The organism is Paraburkholderia sp. RL17-381-BIF-C (assembly GCF_046026435.1).
Taxonomy (GTDB): domain Bacteria; phylum Pseudomonadota; class Gammaproteobacteria; order Burkholderiales; family Burkholderiaceae; genus Paraburkholderia.
On record NZ_JARESX010000077.1, the window covers coordinates 14,617 to 31,332 of the forward strand.

The 16,716-nt window shown below is 63.0% G+C and carries 12 protein-coding genes; 9 read left to right on the plus strand and 3 right to left on the minus strand.

Translation table 11 applies throughout. The features are described from left to right. Window positions 1–247: 247 nt before the first annotated feature. Entirely contained in the window at window positions 248–3,061 is a 2,814-nt protein-coding gene (locus P0D70_RS30725) for a YadA family autotransporter adhesin (RefSeq protein WP_408187246.1), read from the minus strand. Window positions 3,062–3,653: 592 nt separating this feature from the next. On the opposite strand from P0D70_RS30725, the gene P0D70_RS30730 reads away from it, so the two are divergent. The 4 genes from P0D70_RS30730 to P0D70_RS30745 all read left to right on the plus strand — a co-directional run bounded on the left by P0D70_RS30730 (window position 3,654) and on the right by P0D70_RS30745 (window position 7,632). Continuing rightward, window positions 3,654–4,673 (plus strand): YVTN family beta-propeller repeat protein, encoded by a 1,020-nt coding sequence (locus P0D70_RS30730; protein ID WP_408187247.1) that lies wholly within the window; start codon window positions 3,654–3,656, stop codon window positions 4,671–4,673. Window positions 4,674–4,731: 58 nt separating this feature from the next. Further along, window positions 4,732–5,730: a sterol desaturase family protein gene (locus P0D70_RS30735; RefSeq protein WP_091792857.1), complete on the plus strand. Its 999-nt coding sequence runs from the start codon at window positions 4,732–4,734 to the stop codon at window positions 5,728–5,730. Window positions 5,731–5,931: 201 nt separating this feature from the next. Further along, a complete protein-coding gene (locus P0D70_RS30740) occupies window positions 5,932–6,765 on the plus strand; it encodes an EI24 domain-containing protein (RefSeq protein ID WP_091792858.1) in 834 nt (277 codons plus the stop codon). 30 nt (window positions 6,766–6,795) lie between these two features. After that, on the plus strand, window positions 6,796–7,632 hold the full coding sequence (locus P0D70_RS30745) for a competence/damage-inducible protein A (protein ID WP_408187248.1): 837 nt from the start codon (window positions 6,796–6,798) through the stop codon (window positions 7,630–7,632). 263 nt (window positions 7,633–7,895) lie between these two features. Here the strand turns inward: P0D70_RS30745 and P0D70_RS30750 are convergent, their stop codons facing one another. Beyond that, window positions 7,896–8,360: a rhodanese-like domain-containing protein gene (locus P0D70_RS30750; protein WP_091792860.1), complete on the minus strand. Its 465-nt coding sequence runs from the start codon at window positions 8,358–8,360 to the stop codon at window positions 7,896–7,898. A gap of 441 nt (window positions 8,361–8,801) precedes the next feature. Here P0D70_RS30750 and glnA point away from each other — a divergent pair, with 441 nt between their 5' ends. The 4 genes from glnA (at window position 8,802) to P0D70_RS30770 (ending at window position 15,378) form a co-directional block, all read left to right on the plus strand. Next, entirely contained in the window at window positions 8,802–10,217 is a 1,416-nt protein-coding gene (glnA, locus tag P0D70_RS30755; protein WP_091792861.1) for a type I glutamate--ammonia ligase, read from the plus strand. Between the two features lie 199 nt (window positions 10,218–10,416). Next, a complete protein-coding gene (gene glnL, locus P0D70_RS30760) occupies window positions 10,417–11,559 on the plus strand; it encodes a nitrogen regulation protein NR(II) (protein ID WP_091792862.1) in 1,143 nt (380 codons plus the stop codon). 35 nt (window positions 11,560–11,594) lie between these two features. Further along, the gene (ntrC, locus tag P0D70_RS30765; protein ID WP_408187249.1) at window positions 11,595–13,109 is read left to right on the plus strand and encodes a nitrogen regulation protein NR(I); all 1,515 of its coding nucleotides are present in this window, start codon (window positions 11,595–11,597) and stop codon (window positions 13,107–13,109) included. Window positions 13,110–13,263: 154 nt separating this feature from the next. Next, window positions 13,264–15,378 carry a prolyl oligopeptidase family serine peptidase gene (locus P0D70_RS30770; RefSeq protein ID WP_408187250.1) on the plus strand — a complete coding sequence of 705 codons (2,115 nt, stop codon included), beginning with the start codon at window positions 13,264–13,266 and terminating at the stop codon, window positions 15,376–15,378. Between the two features lie 26 nt (window positions 15,379–15,404). On the opposite strand, the gene xth is transcribed toward P0D70_RS30770, so the two are convergent. After that, window positions 15,405–16,181 carry an exodeoxyribonuclease III gene (gene xth / locus P0D70_RS30775; RefSeq protein WP_408187251.1) on the minus strand — a complete coding sequence of 259 codons (777 nt, stop codon included), beginning with the start codon at window positions 16,179–16,181 and terminating at the stop codon, window positions 15,405–15,407. 171 nt (window positions 16,182–16,352) lie between these two features. Between xth and P0D70_RS30780 the strand changes: the two genes are divergently transcribed. Further along, complete coding sequence (locus P0D70_RS30780) at window positions 16,353–16,640, plus strand: hypothetical protein (protein ID WP_091792866.1); 288 nt, start codon at window positions 16,353–16,355, stop codon at window positions 16,638–16,640. Window positions 16,641–16,716: the final 76 nt, after the last annotated feature.

Genomic DNA, 16,716 nt, shown 5'->3' on the forward strand with positions numbered 1-16,716 from the left:
CGGGGCGAGGCGCCATGCCCGCTCCGCCTCGTGAGCGTCTCGCGGGCGGTTGAGGTGGCGGCTTACGTGGCGCCGGCACGCGGTCGCGGCACGGATAAAAAGGCGCGCGACGCCATGCCTTATGAGAATGACGTCACGCGCAAAAGGCGCGGGCCTTTGTTCGAACCCGCGCCTGAGACACCCGCTAGATCGATCCCCGGCCCATGGCCGCCATGACCTTTGCCCGGACTCGTCCTGCCGGTTTGGCCTACCAGTGCATGCCGGCGCCGATCGACGCGCCGAACTGGCCGCGCGAATCCGTGGTGCCTTGCAGCTTGTAGACCCACTTGCCCGTTTCCGAGAGCTGCGATACGCCAATGGCGAACGCCGACTGGCCGGCATAGGTGCCGCCGGCCATGGCGACCATGCCGTGACCCGGTAGCACAGCCTGCGGCAAACCGGCCATCGCCATGGCGGATGCCGTGCCGCCGTAGGCGTCGCGGCGAGCCGAGCGGATCTGGTCGTCGGTATAGCTGTTCGCCTGGCTGACCGCGCCACTGGTGCTTTGCTGCAACTGGCTGACGTTGACGGCGTCGGTCGCTTGCACGCCGGCTGCGACCTGGGTGATCTGACGCTCCTGCCCCGCCGCGCCGACCGACACCGTGTTCGCCCGATCGGCGACCGAGCCCTGGCCTAGCGCGACGGAGTTGTCGGCGCCAGCATTCGCCGCCGCGCCGAGCGCGGTGGCATTGTTGCCGCTGGCAACCGAGCTTGTGCCGATGGCGATGGCGTTGGAGCCGGTGGCCTGAGCGCTCGCACCCATGGCGATGGCGTTGGAGCCGGTGGCCTGCGCGCTCGCACCCATGGCGACGGCGTTGGCGGCGGTGGCCTGAGCGCTCGCGCCCATGGCGACGGCGTGCGCGCCGGATGACACGGCGGCTTCGGTATCGCGATTGCCTTGCGCGCTGAAGAACGGATCGGCGGCATCGACCACGGCGTTGTTGACGGCGCCCGAGATGGCCGCGTTCAGCTGATCCACGTTGACCGCGTCGGTCCCGGCGACGCCCGCCGCGAGGTTGTGAATCATGGTGCCGCCGCTCGCCGCGTTCAGACCTGCCGCGAAGCTGGTGGGCACGGTGCCGCCACCCGAGTTGTCGCCGCCGAGCGTGACGCTGTTGCGGTTCACGCTGCCGTCGGGGTTCTTGTCGTACATCACCGCGCCGTCGAGCTTCGCGGCGGTGGCCGCGCCTTGGGCGCTCACGGCTTTCAACTGCGCGACATTGACGGCGTCGGTGTCGGCGGCACCCGCCGCGACGTTCGTAATCTGGCGCTCCTGGCCGGCGGCGCCCACGGAGACGGTGCGCGCCCGGTCGGCTATCGAGCCCTGGCCGAGTGCGACGGAGTTGGCGGCTACCGCGCTGGATTGATAGCCGAGCGCGGTGGAATTCGCGGCTGAGGCGGTGGCTTGATAGCCAAGTGCGGTGGAGTTGGTGGCTGAGGCCATGGCTTGATAACCAAGCGCGCTGGAGTTGGCCGCCATTGCGCTCGCCTGATTGCCAATAGAAGTGGAACCGTCCGCCTGAGCGGTGGCGAAGCCGCCGATTGCCGTGCTGAAATCGCCGTTTGCCTGCGAACCGGTGCCGACGGCAACACTCGCTTGTCCCGCGGCGAGCCCCGCACTGCCGATGGCGACTGCGTTGGCGCCGGTGGCCGATGCGTCGTCGGTTCCGTCGTTCAGGCCGTTTGCCTTGAAATAGCGTGACGCGTTTACGCTTACGGCTTGCAGTTGGCTCAGGTTGACGGCGTCGGTCGCCTGGGTGCCGGCTGCGACGTTCGTGACCTGCCGTTCGTTGCCTGCGGAGCCGACTGAGACGGTATTGGCGCGGCCGGCCAGCGAACCCTGGCCCAGGGCGACCGAACCGTCCGCCGAAGCATGCGCGTCACGGCCGAGCGCAATCGAGTCGGCGTTGTTGGCAACGGCGGCGTAACCAATCGCGATGCTGCCGGCCGACGCTGCGGATGCGTAGGAGCCGAGCGCGGCCGCGCCTGTTCCCGCGGCTGCGGAATTGGCGCCGAGTGCTGCCGCGCCTGCTCCTGAGGCAGAGGAATTGGCGCCGAGCGCGGCCGAGCCTGCTCCTGAGGCAGAGGAATTAACCCCGAGCGCAGCTGAGCCTGGTCCTGAGGCAGAGGAATTGGCGCCGAGTGCTGCCGCGCCTGCTCCTGAGGCTGCGGAATTGGCGCCGAGCGCGGCCGAGCCTGTTCCTGAGGCAGAGGCATTAACCCCGAGCGCAACTGAGCCGGTTCCCGAGGCACTCGAACTGGCGCCGAGCGCGGTGGCATTCTCGCCGGTCGCTTGCGCGAACGCGCCCAATGCCATCGCCCCCACGCCGTTCGCGAAGGCCTGATTGCCGATCGCCGTGCTGTAGTCAGCCGCCGCCAGCGCCAGATTGCCGCCCGCGAAGGCACTCGTGCCGAGCGCGGTCGACAGGTAGCCGATCGCGACAGAACTCGTGCCGATCGCCCTTGCTTGCGCGCCGGTCGCGACCGAATTGTCGCCCTCGGCATCGGCCTGAAGGCCTGTTGCGCTCGATTTGTCGCCCAGCGCACTCGCTTGCACGCCTGCCGCAATCGAGCCGAAGCCCTGCGCGTTCGACTGCACGCCCGTCGCCATCGAGAAAGCGGCTGCCGCCGTGGCCTGAAAGCCCATTGCAATCGAGCTTTCGTTCAGCGCTTGCGAGCCCGCGCCGAGTGCTGCCGAATGGCTGCCGCCCGCGTTCGCCTGCATGCCGTAGGCAATGGAATAGGGGCCCACCGACTGTGCCGCGATACCCGCTGCAATCGAGCCTGCACCGATGGCCATCGCATTCGTGTCCGTAGCGGGATTGAACGGCGCCGCCGCGAAATAGATGGTGGCGGCATGCGCCGCCGGCGCGCCCGCTGCCAATACCGTCAGCAGCAGTACTGCCTGGGCAATCGCTTTCTTCCGGGCCGTTACTCGCTTTGTCTTCGATCTTGCCGGCGCCGGTGCCGCCAGCGACGTTTGCGTCGCGTCACACCAGGTCAATGGGTTATTGCAATTCATTGTTTTAGAAACTCCGCGGTATTGCGTAAGTGGACGGCGCATCAACGCGGGGGAGCCAATTAAGGATTCATCGCCCTGATAAATTGCACAAAAAATAAAGGCCAGCAGGTTTCGGTTTTCCTGGCAATGCCTTGAGTTTTTGCGCGCACGAAACGCCCGCGACATGCCTGCGCGTCCACCGGGCTGATTGCGTGGGCGATGAGGCTGCGGGATTGTCCAATCCGGCGGTGCGGCGAGAATTCAGTTAAATCCGAAGGCAGCGAGGAAAAATCCTTTTGTGTGTTTAACGCTCGATTCGCTGGTGTGGGAAAATAAATTAAACAAGGAATGGTCGCATTCGATCTGATAATTATTTTTATAATCTGAGTGTGTTCTTGTATTTATGTGTCTTTCGTGAGATTCGAAATCTCAAGCGCGCTACTCATTGAAGGCCATTTCAGAATGGCTTGAGCGCCCATTGCGATGGCGCCCGGCGAGCGGCGGTAGGCGGCATCGCGCCCCCGATTTCTCTTGTGCGCGGATAGCGACCTACGTCAACCGCTGGCCCTGGCAAACGTTCTACAATGATGGCTGTTCTCCGAAGTGAGTTTTCATGCGCAAATTTTTTCTTCCCGGCTTGACTGCCACGTTCGCCGCGGCTACGGCGCTAGTCGCTGCCGCAGGTTTTTTTTCTCCGGCGGCCCACGCCAACAACGTGATCGTGCTCAACTCCGGCGAAGCCACGCTGAGCCTGATCGACGAGACCAGCCGCCAGGTCATCGGCACCGTGCCCACGGGCAAGGAACCGCACCACCTGATGGCCACGCCGGACAATTCGTCACTAATCGTCGCGAATTCGGTGTCGAACAATCTGATGTTCGTCGATCCGAAAACCGGCCAGGTGCAACGGTGGGTCGAAAACATCGAAGATCCATATCAGATCGGCTTCTCGCCTGACCGCAAATGGCTGGTCACCACCGGCCTGCGTCTGGACCGTCTCGATATCTATCACTACGACGGCCAGAAGAACCAGATGACGCTGGCCTCGCGCCTGCCGCTCGCGGTCATGCCGAGCCATATGGCGTTCACTGCCGACAGCAAGACGGTCTTCGTCACGCTGCAGGTTTCGGGCGAACTGGCCGCGATCGACCTGGCCACGCAAACAGTCAAGTGGAAGATGAAGGTCGGCAAGGTGCCGGCGGGCCTGTGGATGACGCCGGGCGAGAAATACCTGCTGATCGGTATGACCGGCGCGGATTACGTCGCGGTAGTCGACTGGCGCAACCAGAAGATCGTCAAGACGATCCACACGGGCAACGGCGCGCATAACTTCCGTTCGCTGGCCGACGGCAAGCACGTCGCGGTGTCGAACCGCGTGGCGAGCACCATCAGCATCATCGACGAAGACTCGCTTACCAACGTCGGCGACATCACCGGCTTGATGCCCGGACCCGACGACATGGAACTTTCCGCCGACAAACGCTATCTGTGGGTTACGTTCCGCTTCGCCAAGCACGTCGGCATCATCGACCTGACAACGCGTAAGCTGATCCAGACGATTGCCGTAGGCCGTTCGCCGCACGGCATCTATTTCTTCAATCGCGCGCCGATCACGGCGCCGAACGGCGCCTGAGGCAGGGGCTTATGCCGCACCAGGCGAACCGACACGGATGAAGTAACAGGCCAGCACCATGTTCCATCTGATTTTTTCTTCTCTCGACAGCTTCGTCTCGGCCGTGCAGACGTTGCTGTACGTCGACGTGGTGCAGCCGCTGCTGTTCCGCTTCAACCTGATGGACTACGACGAAGACACTTACGACAGCCTGTATTGGGTGATCGTGGGCGTCTTCGAAGTGCTGGCCATGTACGCGATCCTGCGCCCGCTCGAAGCGCTGCGTCCGGTGGAGCAGTGGGAGAGCCGCAAGGCGGTGCGCGTCGACGTGATCTACACGTGGATCGCCAAGCTCGGCATTCTCAACCTGTTCTTTTTCTTCGCGCTGCAGCCGTTCTTCGACAACGTGCAGGCGTGGCTGCGGCTGCACAACATCTCGAATATCGAGTTCGACAATTTGTGGCCGGGCGTGACCACACAGCCGCTCGTCACGTTCGTGATGTATCTGCTGGTGCTCGACTTCGCCGGTTACTGGTATCACCGTTGGGAACACCGGATCGGCGTGTGGTGGGAACTGCACGCTGTGCACCACAGCCAGCAGCAGATGTCGCTGTGGTCCGACGACCGTAACCATCTGCTCGACGGTCTGCTGCAGGCCTCGTTCTTCGCGGTGATCGCGCTGGTGATCGGCGTGCCGCCGTCGCAGTTCGTCGTGCTGGTGGCCATCACGAATCTCGCGCAGAGCGTCCAGCATGCGAACATCCGTCTGTATTTCGGCTGGCTCGGCGAGCGTCTGCTGGTCAGTCCGACCTTCCATCGCCGTCACCATGCCATCGGCTACGGTCACGAAGGCTTGAAATACGGTTGCAACTTCGGCGTGCTGTTTCCGTGGTGGGACATGCTGTTTCGCAGCGTGTCCTGGAGCCGCGAGATGGAGCCGACCGGCATCAGCGATCAGCTCGAAGGCCGCCGCTATGGCGACGGTTTCTGGGCGCAGCACTGGCTCGCCTTTGTGCGCATCGCCGGGCGTCTTTCGCCGAAGCGCCGCACCGAAAGTAACGACGCCGCCGCCGTTTGAGCGCGCCTCCTCCCACGCCGCCGGTTTCCCCGGCGGCGCGTCACGTGGTTTATCCTGTTCACGTTTGCGCACGTCCCGCGGTAAATCCCCTCGAGGGCCGAGCCACGGGATGTCCCTGCGTGGGGCGAGCGGCGGGCCGCATGGCCGGTTCGTCGCGCGGTTCTCTTTGTTCCACTGTTTCGCTCACCGGCACTGGCTCGCATGAATGATCTGTTGCGCTCGTTCGGGCGCGCGCTCGCAAGCGCGCTCCACCCGCGCATGCTCTGGCTGACCTTCATGCCGTTTCTCGCGGCAACGGTCGGGTGGGGCGTGATCCTGTGGTTTTCCTGGCAGACGCTGATCGGCGCGACCCGCACCTGGCTCGAAGGCTGGTCGTTCACGCTCACGCTTTATCATCTGTTCGACTGGCTGGGTTTTGCGGCGCTGCACACGGCGATCGCGCCGTTTATCGTGATCGCGATGGCGATTCCGCTGATCGTCGTCACCGTGCTGCTGCTGATCGCCACGCTGTCGATGCCCTCGGTGATCCGCTTCCTGTCCGCGCGCCAATTCCCCAGCCTGGAAATGCGTCGCGGCGGAACGTGGTACGGTAGCCTCGCTCAGGCGTTATGGACCACGCTGGTGTGTCTGGTGCTGCTGATCGTCACGCTGCCGCTGTGGCTCGTGCCGCCGTTCTTCGCGCTGATTCCGCCGCTGCTGTGGGGCTGGCTCACGTATCGTGTGATGACCTACGACGCGCTCGCGCTGCATGCCACGCGCGACGAGCGTCGCGCGCTGGTGCGGCGATTCCGCCTGCCGCTGCTGCTGATCGGCATTGCGAGCGGTTTGCTGGGTTCGCTGCCCACGCTGCTGTGGGCGTCGTCGGTCTGGCTGATCGTGCTGTTCCCGGTGATCACGGCCGTGACGATCTGGATCTATGCGTTCATCCTCGTCTTCTCGGCGCTGTGGTTCGGCTACTACTGTTTGCGCGCGCTGCAACGCATGCGCGCGGAAGAGCACGGCGGCGTGCGGCACGCGGCGCCGGTTCCTTACTGATCAATTACTGACTAAGCAAAAGAGGCGGCAATGGCATTTGGCGTCATCATCATCGGCGATGAAATCCTGTCCGGCAGGCGTATCGACAAGCATCTGCCGAAGGTCATCGAATTGCTCGGCGCGCGTGGGCTGTCGCTCGGCTGGGCGGAATACATCGGCGACGACCCCGAGCGCATCACGGCGACGCTGCGGCGCACGTTCGCTTCGGGCGATATCGTGTTCTCCACGGGCGGCATCGGTGCCACGCCGGACGACCACACGCGCCAATGCGCGGCGGCCGCGCTCGGTGTGCCGCTCGAACTGCACCCGGAGGCCGCGAGGCTGATTCAGGAGCGCATCCGCGACATGCATCCGGCTAACTCGGCGGCGCCGCTCGATCTGCAGTCGCCGGAGAACCTGCATCGTCTGAATATGGGCACTTATCCGCAGGGCGCGTCGATCATTCCGAACGGCTACAACAAGATCCCGGGCTTTTCGATTCGCCAGCATCACTTCGTACCGGGCTTTCCGGTCATGGCGTGGCCGATGATCGAATGGGTGCTGGATACGCAGTACGCGCATCTGCATCACGCCATGCCGCACGCGGAGAAGTCGCTACTGGTGTTCGAGTTGCCGGAGTCGCGCCTCACGCCGCTGATGGAAAAGATCGAACACGATTTCCCGGGCGTGCGCGTCTTCAGCCTGCCGAGCGTGGGCGATGCGGAACGCGGCGGCGTGTACGCGCGGCATCACATCGATCTGGGTGTGAAGGGCGAGCCCGAGGCGGTAGCGGCGGCGTTCGTCAAGCTGCGCGAGGGGGTGCACCTGCTGGGCGGCGATATCGTCGAACCCGAGGCGGCGGCTGCGGCGGCGAAACCGCGCGCCTGAGCCGCGCGGCATTTTTCAGGTGGGTTCGGGCGCTGCGGCGCCCGTTTTTCACCGCGCGCGTCTTCGATTCGAGCGCGGCTTGAGCGCATCATCGGCCTGTCACATTCGGCGCAGACGATGTGCCTGTTCTCACAGGCGAGCCCGCATCAAGGCGGTATTGCGCCGGCCTCGACCAACCTCGGCAACAGCCAGGGATCAGGCAACACCTGCGCGAACACTTCAGGCAAAAACGAGGCCGCAATCGCGGTGCGACATCCCGTCATTCATGCGCCGATCCACGGCAACCCGCGAAAGCACCAGCCCGACACTGTCTTACGATGCCCTTGGCCGTCCTTGTCGCCTTCGAAGCCTTCCAGCAGGTCGTACGCCTTGTTGAAGCCGGCTTGCGTGGCGGCAATCGCGGCGAGCTTGGAGCGCGCGGCGCTGCGGCACAGGAACAGCACCGGCGTATCGGGCGTGGCCACCTGATTCAATTGCTGGAGGAATTCCTGATTCGGCACCGCGCCCGGATAACGTGTCCATTCGACGTGCGCGTATTGTCCGTCGCCGATAACCGGCCGGCCGACCCAATCGAGTTCGGCGCGGGTACGCACGTCGACGAGGCGGGCGCGCGGATCGAGCTGCAACAGTTCGAATGCTTCCGCCGGCGACACTGCGCCCGCGTACGGCAACTGGTTCTCGTTGCGGCGCTTGTCCGCGACTGCGTACAACTGTTCGAGCGAGCTCATGAGCGCAAATCTCCTTCGGGCCAAATAATCATTCTAGCGCGCGGCAAGGTCGCGCATGCATGGCTCGAACGGCGCAGAACGGCGTGATCGTCGCGACGGGAGGTGCGCGCGAACTTGGTGCAAATTTCCGTGCATGCACCAAAATAAAGAAGATGAATGTTGCCGATTTGGCGAATGCACGTATTTGGTGCGACGCAGAGTCCAAAGTTTTTAGGGCTGCATGTGGCGCGGTGCGCCCATTCCCCGCAAACGCGCGTGGGGTGTGGTTTTGCGCCGCGTTGGCGCATACATGGCACAGAAGCTGCTTTATTGGTGCCGATCGATTTGTCCGAGCATAGTTTTATATTCATCCTGAGGCATTGAGGGGTGGACGTGCCGGGACGGGTCAGCTAGATTGGGCGGCGGCTGAATCCGCCGAATTCGTTAATCAGGAGATAGGTTATGAGTAAATCCGTGGCCGACGTCGTTCAACTCGTCAAAGACGAAGACGTCAAGTTTGTCGACTTCCGTTTCACCGACACGCGCGGCAAAGAGCAACACGTTTCGGTGCCGGTGTCGGCATTCGATGAAGACAAGTTCGAAAGCGGCCATGCGTTTGACGGTTCGTCGATTGCCGGCTGGAAAGGCATCGAAGCATCGGACATGTTGCTGGTCCCGGACGCGAACACGGCCTTCATCGACCCGTTCTACGAAGAATCGACCCTCGTGCTGACCTGCGACGTCGTCGAACCGGCGGACGGCAAGGGCTATGAGCGCGACCCGCGCTCGCTGGCAAAGCGCGCTGAAGCGTATCTGAAGAGCACGGGCCTCGGCGACACGGCATTCTTCGGTCCGGAACCCGAATTCTTCATTTTCGACTCGATCAAGTGGGGCACGGATCAGTCGGGCACGTTCGTCAAGATCGGTTCGGAAGAAGCACCGTGGTCGTCGTCAATGGACTTCGAAGGCGGCAACACCGGCCACCGTCCGGGCACGAAGGGCGGCTATTTCCCGGTCGCTCCGGTCGACACGTTCCAGGACATCCGTTCGGAAATGTGTCTGCTGCTCGAACAGATCGGCATTCCGGTCGAAGTGCACCACCACGAAGTCGCGGGCCAAGGCCAGAACGAAATCGGCACGAAGTTCTCGACGCTGGTGCAACGCGCTGACTGGCTGCAGCAAATGAAGTACATCATCCACAACGTCGCGCACACGTACGGCAAGACGGCAACGTTCATGCCGAAGCCGGTGGTCGGTGACAACGGTTCGGGCATGCACGTTCACCAGTCGATCTGGAAAGACGGCACGAACCTGTTCGCAGGCAACGGTTACGCAGGTCTGTCGGAATTCGCGCTGTTCTACATCGGCGGCATCATCAAGCATGCTCGCGCGCTGAACGCGATCACGAACCCGTCGACGAACTCGTACAAGCGCCTCGTGCCGCACTTCGAAGCACCGGTCAAGCTGGCTTACTCGGCACGCAACCGTTCGGCGTCGATCCGCATTCCGCACGTGTCGAACCCGAAGGGCCGCCGTATCGAAACGCGTTTCCCGGATCCGATGGCGAATCCGTACCTGTGCTTCTCCGCGCTGATGATGGCGGGTCTGGACGGCGTGCAGAACAAGATTCACCCGGGCGAAGCCGCCGACAAGAACCTGTACGACCTGCCGCCGGAAGAGGATGCAAAGATCCCGACCGTGTGCGCCGGCCTCGACCAGGCTCTGGACGCGCTGGACGGCGACCGCGAGTTCCTGACGCGCGGTGGCGTGTTCACGGATTCGATGCTCGACGCGTACATCGAACTGAAGACGGGCGAGCTGCAACGCTATCGTCAGTCGGTGCACCCGATCGAATTCGAAATGTACTACTCGCTGTAAGCGGCAATGGCGCTTCGCCCTTCACACGGCGAAGCGCTTTGCCCGACGCTCGCGATCGGTCACGAAGGGACGGCGGCGCCGTCCCTTTTTTGTTAGGCCGAGCACAACGTTTGCGGCGTACGGGCGTGGTAGAGGTATCGAGCAAGGCAACACGCGGACTACCTGATTTATCACCATCTCCTATCGGCCAGACTGCAAGATGGTTCTAAAGAATCTGATCAAGGCAAGGAAAGGGCACGAGCAGACGCTCTCGGACGACGCTCAACTCGTCAGCTCCGGTTTGCTGCCCGGCTTCGAGGCGCTGCCGACGGTCGTGCTGGTGCTCGAAAAGCGCACGCTGCGCGTCGCGTTTGCGAATCCGTCGGCGGAGTCGATGCTGGATCTTTCGCGCCGGCAACTCACGCAGATGGCGTGGCCGGACATCTTTTCGAATGCCGACGAACTGGTCGCGACCATTTCCGCGATCGCCGCCCACCGTTTTCACGCGACGCATCTGGACGCCGTGCTCGAACGTCCGGGCCACGAGCCGCTGCATGTGCATGCGATCGTCGGCTTTCTGGAAAGCGCGCAAGACTATGTGCTGCTCGAACTGTTCGAGAACGAGCGGCATTTACGCACCGACCGTGAGGAGCGCATCAACGACCTCACGGCGGTCAACAAGCAACTGATCCGCAATCTCGCGCACGAAATCAAGAATCCGCTCGGCGGGATTCGCGGCGCGGCGCAACTGCTCGAGTTCGAACTCGGCGAGCGTCAGCGCGATGAGTTGCGCGAGTACACGCAGGTCATCATCAAGGAATCGGATCGGCTGCAAACGCTGGTCGACCGTTTGCTCGAACCGCACCGCCATCCGCATATCGTCGGCGACGTGAATATTCACGAGGTGTGCGAGCGCGTGCGCCAGGTGATTCTCGCGGAGTTTCCGCGCGGCCTCACCATCGAGCGCGATTACGACGTGAGCGTGCCGGACCTGCGCGGCGACAAGGAGCAACTGATCCAGGCGCTCCTGAACATCGTGCGCAACGCGGCCGAAGCGCTGCGTGAACGGATTTCGCAAGGCGATGCGCGGATCGAATTGCGCACTCGCGTGGCCCGCAAGATTACCGTGTCGAAACGTTTATGTAAGCTGGCATTGGACTTGCGTATTACTGACAACGGCCCAGGCATTCCCGAAGAAATCCGTGACCGCATTTTCTATCCGCTCGTGTCGGGGCGCGAGGACGGCAGCGGTCTCGGACTGACGCTCGCGCAGACATTCGTGCAACAGCACGACGGTTTGATCGAAGTGGATAGCCGCCCGGGCCACACCGAGTTTCAGATTCTGCTGCCGCTCGACTGCTAACACGATATGTATCTCAAGACTTCTGACCGACCCATATGAAGCCGATCTGGATAGTAGACGACGATCAATCGATTCGCTGGGTGCTCGAAAAAGCACTGGCCCGCGAAAACTTCGCGACCCGCAGCTTCGCGAACGTGCGCGAAGCGTCGGCCGCGCTCGATCACGACAGCCCGCAGGTGCTGGTATCCGACATCCGGATGCCTGGCGGCTCCGGCCTCGAATTGCTGCAAACCGTCCGTGACAAGGTGCCGGGCTTGCCCGTCATCATCATGACGGCATTCTCGGATCTGGATAGCGCGGTCGCCGCATTCCAGGGCGGCGCGTTCGAATACCTCGCCAAACCTTTCGACGTCGACAAGGCGGTCGAACTGATTCGCCGCGCGGTGGACGAAAGCATGCGCGGCGAACAGACGTGGGACGAGCGCGTCACCGAAACACCGGAAATGCTCGGCCAGGCGCCGGCCATGCAGGACATGTTTCGCGCGATCGGCCGACTGTCCCATTCTGCTGCAACCGTGCTCATTACCGGCGAATCAGGCACCGGGAAGGAACTGGTCGCGCGTGCGTTGCACCGACATAGCCCACGCGCGAACGGTCCCTTCATCGCGCTGAACACCGCGGCGATTCCAAAGGATCTGTTGGAATCCGAATTGTTCGGTCATGAGCGGGGCGCTTTCACCGGCGCGCAGGCGATGCGCCAGGGGCGCTTCGAGCAGGCTGAGAACGGCACGCTCTTTCTCGACGAAATCGGCGACATGCCGTTCGATTTGCAGACGCGGTTGTTGCGCGTGCTGTCGGACGGGCAGTTTTATCGCGTCGGCGGCCACAATCCGCTGCGCGCCAATGTGCGCGTGATCGCGGCGACGCACCAGAATCTCGAATCGCGTGTTCGTCAGGGTCTGTTTCGGGAAGACTTGTATCACCGTCTCAATGTGATCCGCTTGCGTTTGCCGGCCTTGCGCGAACGTAGCGAAGACATTCCGCTCCTCACGCGTCACTTCCTGCAAAAGAGCGCGCGCGATCTCGGCGTCGAGCCGAAGCGCGTGTCCGAAGAGGCGCTGGCCTATCTCGCTTCGCTGCCGTTTCCGGGCAACGTGCGTCAGTTGGAGAACCTCGCCAACTGGCTGACGGTGATGGCGCCCGCGCAGACCATCGAGATCAAGGACTTGCCGCCCGACCTCGGGCCCGCGCAAGCAGGCGTGACCGATCTGGCCGGCGGTGGCGGCGCGATCGGTGCGGGGGAGGCGAGCCTGGCCGGCGGCGCGCCGGTCAACGGCGCGAGCGCTGTGGTGCATCCGGCCGCGGCGGGCGGATTGCCGGTTGCGAGTCCTGTCAGCGCCTGGGAAGGCGGCTTGCGCACCGAAGTCGCGCGCATGTTGCGCGAGAACGCGGCGGACGTCATGGACGAACTCGCGCGCCGGTTCGAAGCAGCGGTGATTCGCGAGGCGCTGGACTTCACGCGCGGCCGCAAGGTGGAAGCGGCCGAGCGTCTTGGCATCGGCCGCAATACGATTACTCGCAAGATTCAGGAACTGAATCTCGAGCCTTAAAGGGATTGCCTGGTCGGTAATCCTATCTATTCTGAACTTGATGTCTGGCACCATGGGCGCTTTGGCGCGCATGGTGCGGCACGATGTCGCCTTAACGAGTTCACCTGTAGAGCGAGCGGCATAATCGGTTCTCCTTTCTATTTCGGGAGCCGTTATGTCGACGCCGTTTTCCTGGCCTCTTTCGCCCGACACCTTCCTCGCACTCGAAGCGCTCGACGATCCGGTGGTGCTCGATTGGGTGGAGCGGCAGAACGCGCGTACGCTTGCGGAATGGGGGAGCGGGGCGCGCTTTGGCGCGTCCAAAGACCGGCTCGCCGCGATTTACTTGCGTGACGATCGCCCGGTCATCCCCGGGCGATGGCGGGATTGGGCTTACGATCTCTGGCAGGACGAACACAATCCCCGAGGTATCTGGCGCCGCACTTTATGGGCGAATTGGCGTGCAGGCCAATCCGACTGGCAGACATTACTCGATCTCGATCTGCTTTGCGAAGAAGAGCAGATGCCGTGGGTGTGCGTCGACGAGAAGATCCTCGATCCGGATGGCGACCGGGCGCTGATTTTCCTCTCGGCCGGTGGGTCGGATGCGCTCGTCGTGCGCGAGTTCGATCTGGAAACACTGCGTTTCGTCGACGATGGATTCGCGCTTCCCGGACCAGGCAAGCATTCGATTTTCTGGATCGACCGTGACACTGTCTATGTTGCTTGGGACAACGGCGGCGCGAGTCTGACGCGTTCCGGCTACCCGCGCGAAGTGCGGCGCTGGGCGCGCGACACACCGATAACGGACGCACCGGTCGTGTTCCGCGCAGAATTCGACGATGTCTCGGTTTGCGCCTTTTACGATCACGTCGATCGGCGCCACGCGCTGTCCGTCGCCGTCGATTCATTTGATTCGGAGACCTACTATCTTTCCGCTTCGCAGGAGTGGCAGCGTTTCGACGCGCCGACGCACGTCGCAATCGAGGCGTGGGCCGGCTGGCTGCTGCTTCAACCGCGCCTTCCCTGGGATTGTGGCGGGGTGGTCTATGCCGGCGGGACATTGCTCGCCGTTCGCGAGGCGGCATTCTTGCGCGGCGAGCGCGATTGCGTGCCACTCTTCGTGCCCACGCCGACAACTTCGGGCTGCGGCTACTCGATCACGCAGCACCAGCTGATCGTTTCATATCTCGACGACGTGCAGCAGCGCACGGTTCTGTGGCATGCAAGACCGTCGTCGGGCGATGCGTCCTGGGAGTGGATATCGCGCGAGTTTCCATTGCAGGAGAACGTGCAGGTCGGTGTTTCGCCGATCGAGTCGACCATCGGCGACGAGGCGTATGTCAGTGTGGAGGACTATCTTCAGCCGGGTGGTTGCTGGATTGTCGATCTCGCGCAGGATGATCTCTCGCAGTGGCAATTGATTGACCGATACCCTGCCAGTTTCGATGCCACGCCTTTCGCGGTGACGCGCGCTCACGCGGTGTCGGCGGACGGCACCCGGGTGCCCTACACCCTGATCGGGCCGCGAGAGCGCACAGAGCAACCGCGGCCGTGTTTGCTGAACGGGTATGGCGGCTTCGCGATTTCGCTGACGCCGGGCTACATGAGCGGGGTCGGTCTCGGTTGGTTGGAGGCCGGCGGTGTCTACGTGGTGGCGAATACGCGTGGTGGCGGGGAGTTCGGCCCTGCCTGGCATACCGCGGCGGTGGGTCCCAACCGGCAGCGCGCGTTCGACGACTTCATCGCTGTCGCGCAGGCGCTCATTGACACCGGGGTGACGACGCCTGCGCAACTGGGCATTCAGGGCGGTAGCAACGGTGGCCTGCTGGTGGCGGCGTGCATGGTGCAACGGCCCGAGTTGTTCGGTGCCGTGGTCAGTCAGATGCCGCTGCTGGACATGAGCCGCTACCATCTTCTGCACGCAGGGGCATCATGGCTCGAAGAATACGGCGATCCGGATGTTCCTGAGGACGCGAGCGTGCTCGCCGCGTATTCGCCTTACCATCGGGTGTCGGCTGACCTGCAGTACCCGCCCGTGCTGTTCATGACATCCACCGACGACGACCGCGTGCACCCCGGCCATGCCCGCAAGATGGCCGCACGAATGCAGGCGCTCGGCGCCGTGCAGGTCTGGTACTTCGAGGACACGCAGGGCGGCCACGCAGCCGCGGACGGGCTGCAAATGGCGGAGCAGGACGCTCTTGTCCTCGAGTTCTTGTGGTCGTGCCTGGGTGACGGCGAGCGGCGTGCCACCTGGGTGCCACCTGAGCGCCATGCGGGCGCGTGAGGTCCAGTCAGTCGGCCAGGCGAGCGTCAGCCGAGTTGCGCGACAACCGGCGCGTGGTCCGACGGCTGATCCCACTTGCGAGGCACCTTGTCGATGTCGCATGACGAGCACACTTCAGCCAGCGCCTTCGAAAGCAGAATGTGATCGATGCGCAACCCGGCGTTACGGCGAAACGCCATCATCCGGTAGTCCCACCACGAGTAGAGCTTCTCCGGCTGCTCGAACTGGCGGAATGCGTCGACGAGGCCAAGTTCGATCAGGCGCACGAACTCCGCGCGCTCTTCGGGTGACACCAGATTCTGGCCCTCCCACGCTTTCGGATCGTGCACGTCGCGATCTTCCGGCGCGATGTTGTAGTCGCCGAGCAGCGCCAGCTTCGGATGCAATGCCATCTCGCTCGCGATCCAGTCGTGCAGCGCGGCGAGCCAGTGCAGCTTGTAGGCGAACTTGTCGGTGCCCGGCGCCTGGCCGTTCGGGAAGTAGGCGGAGATAACGCGCGTGCCTTCAATGGTCGCTGCAATTACGCGTTGCTGCGGATCCTCGAACCCGGGAATATTGCGCACGACGCTGTCTTCGTCGACCGTCAGGCCGTCGCGCACCAGAATGCCGACGCCGTTGTAAGTCTTCTGACCGGCAAACCAGCTCCGGTAACCTTTCTCCGCGAGTTCGGCGCGGGGAAATTTTTCGTCCGGCAACTTCAGTTCCTGAAGGCACAACACGTCGGTGCCGCTGGTTTCGAGCCAGTCGATCACATGCTGCTGGCGGACTTTGAGGGAGTTGACGTTCCAGGTGGCGATTTTCATGACATTCTCACAAGCTTGCGTGATTCCGATAGTCCCGCATCTTATCGCGCGGAAGAGGGGGTGGTGAAAATGGCCCTGGCGCGGCAACGAAAATAAAAGGGCGGTGCCGTCCCGCTGCGGCGTATAGTGGGATCACACACACTCGCATTCTTGCGCATCGGGGGAGGCATCATGGCTGAACTTTATCCGGCTCTTTATAAGGACTTCGAAGTGCACCCGTTGGTATTTTCGCGGACGTTCGACAAGTTCGACGGCCACAAGCGTCATGCCGAAGGTTACGACGTCGCGGTACGCGTTTGCCGGCCCGGCGCGATTAGTGGCTCGACGGCGAGCCGCGTGTTTCGTCTCGTGCGGCCGTCCACGTTTTCCGATTTTGGTGTGGCCAAGCGCAGCGCGAGCCAGTACGGCGCGGATATCATCGACGGCAAGGTGGAAGGCGCGACGGTCCAGGATCTGTGAGTCGTTTCGCGAGCGCGAAATAATTCGCGCGTTTGTTTGACGTATTGAGAACATCTCTATACAATTCGTTTTCTCT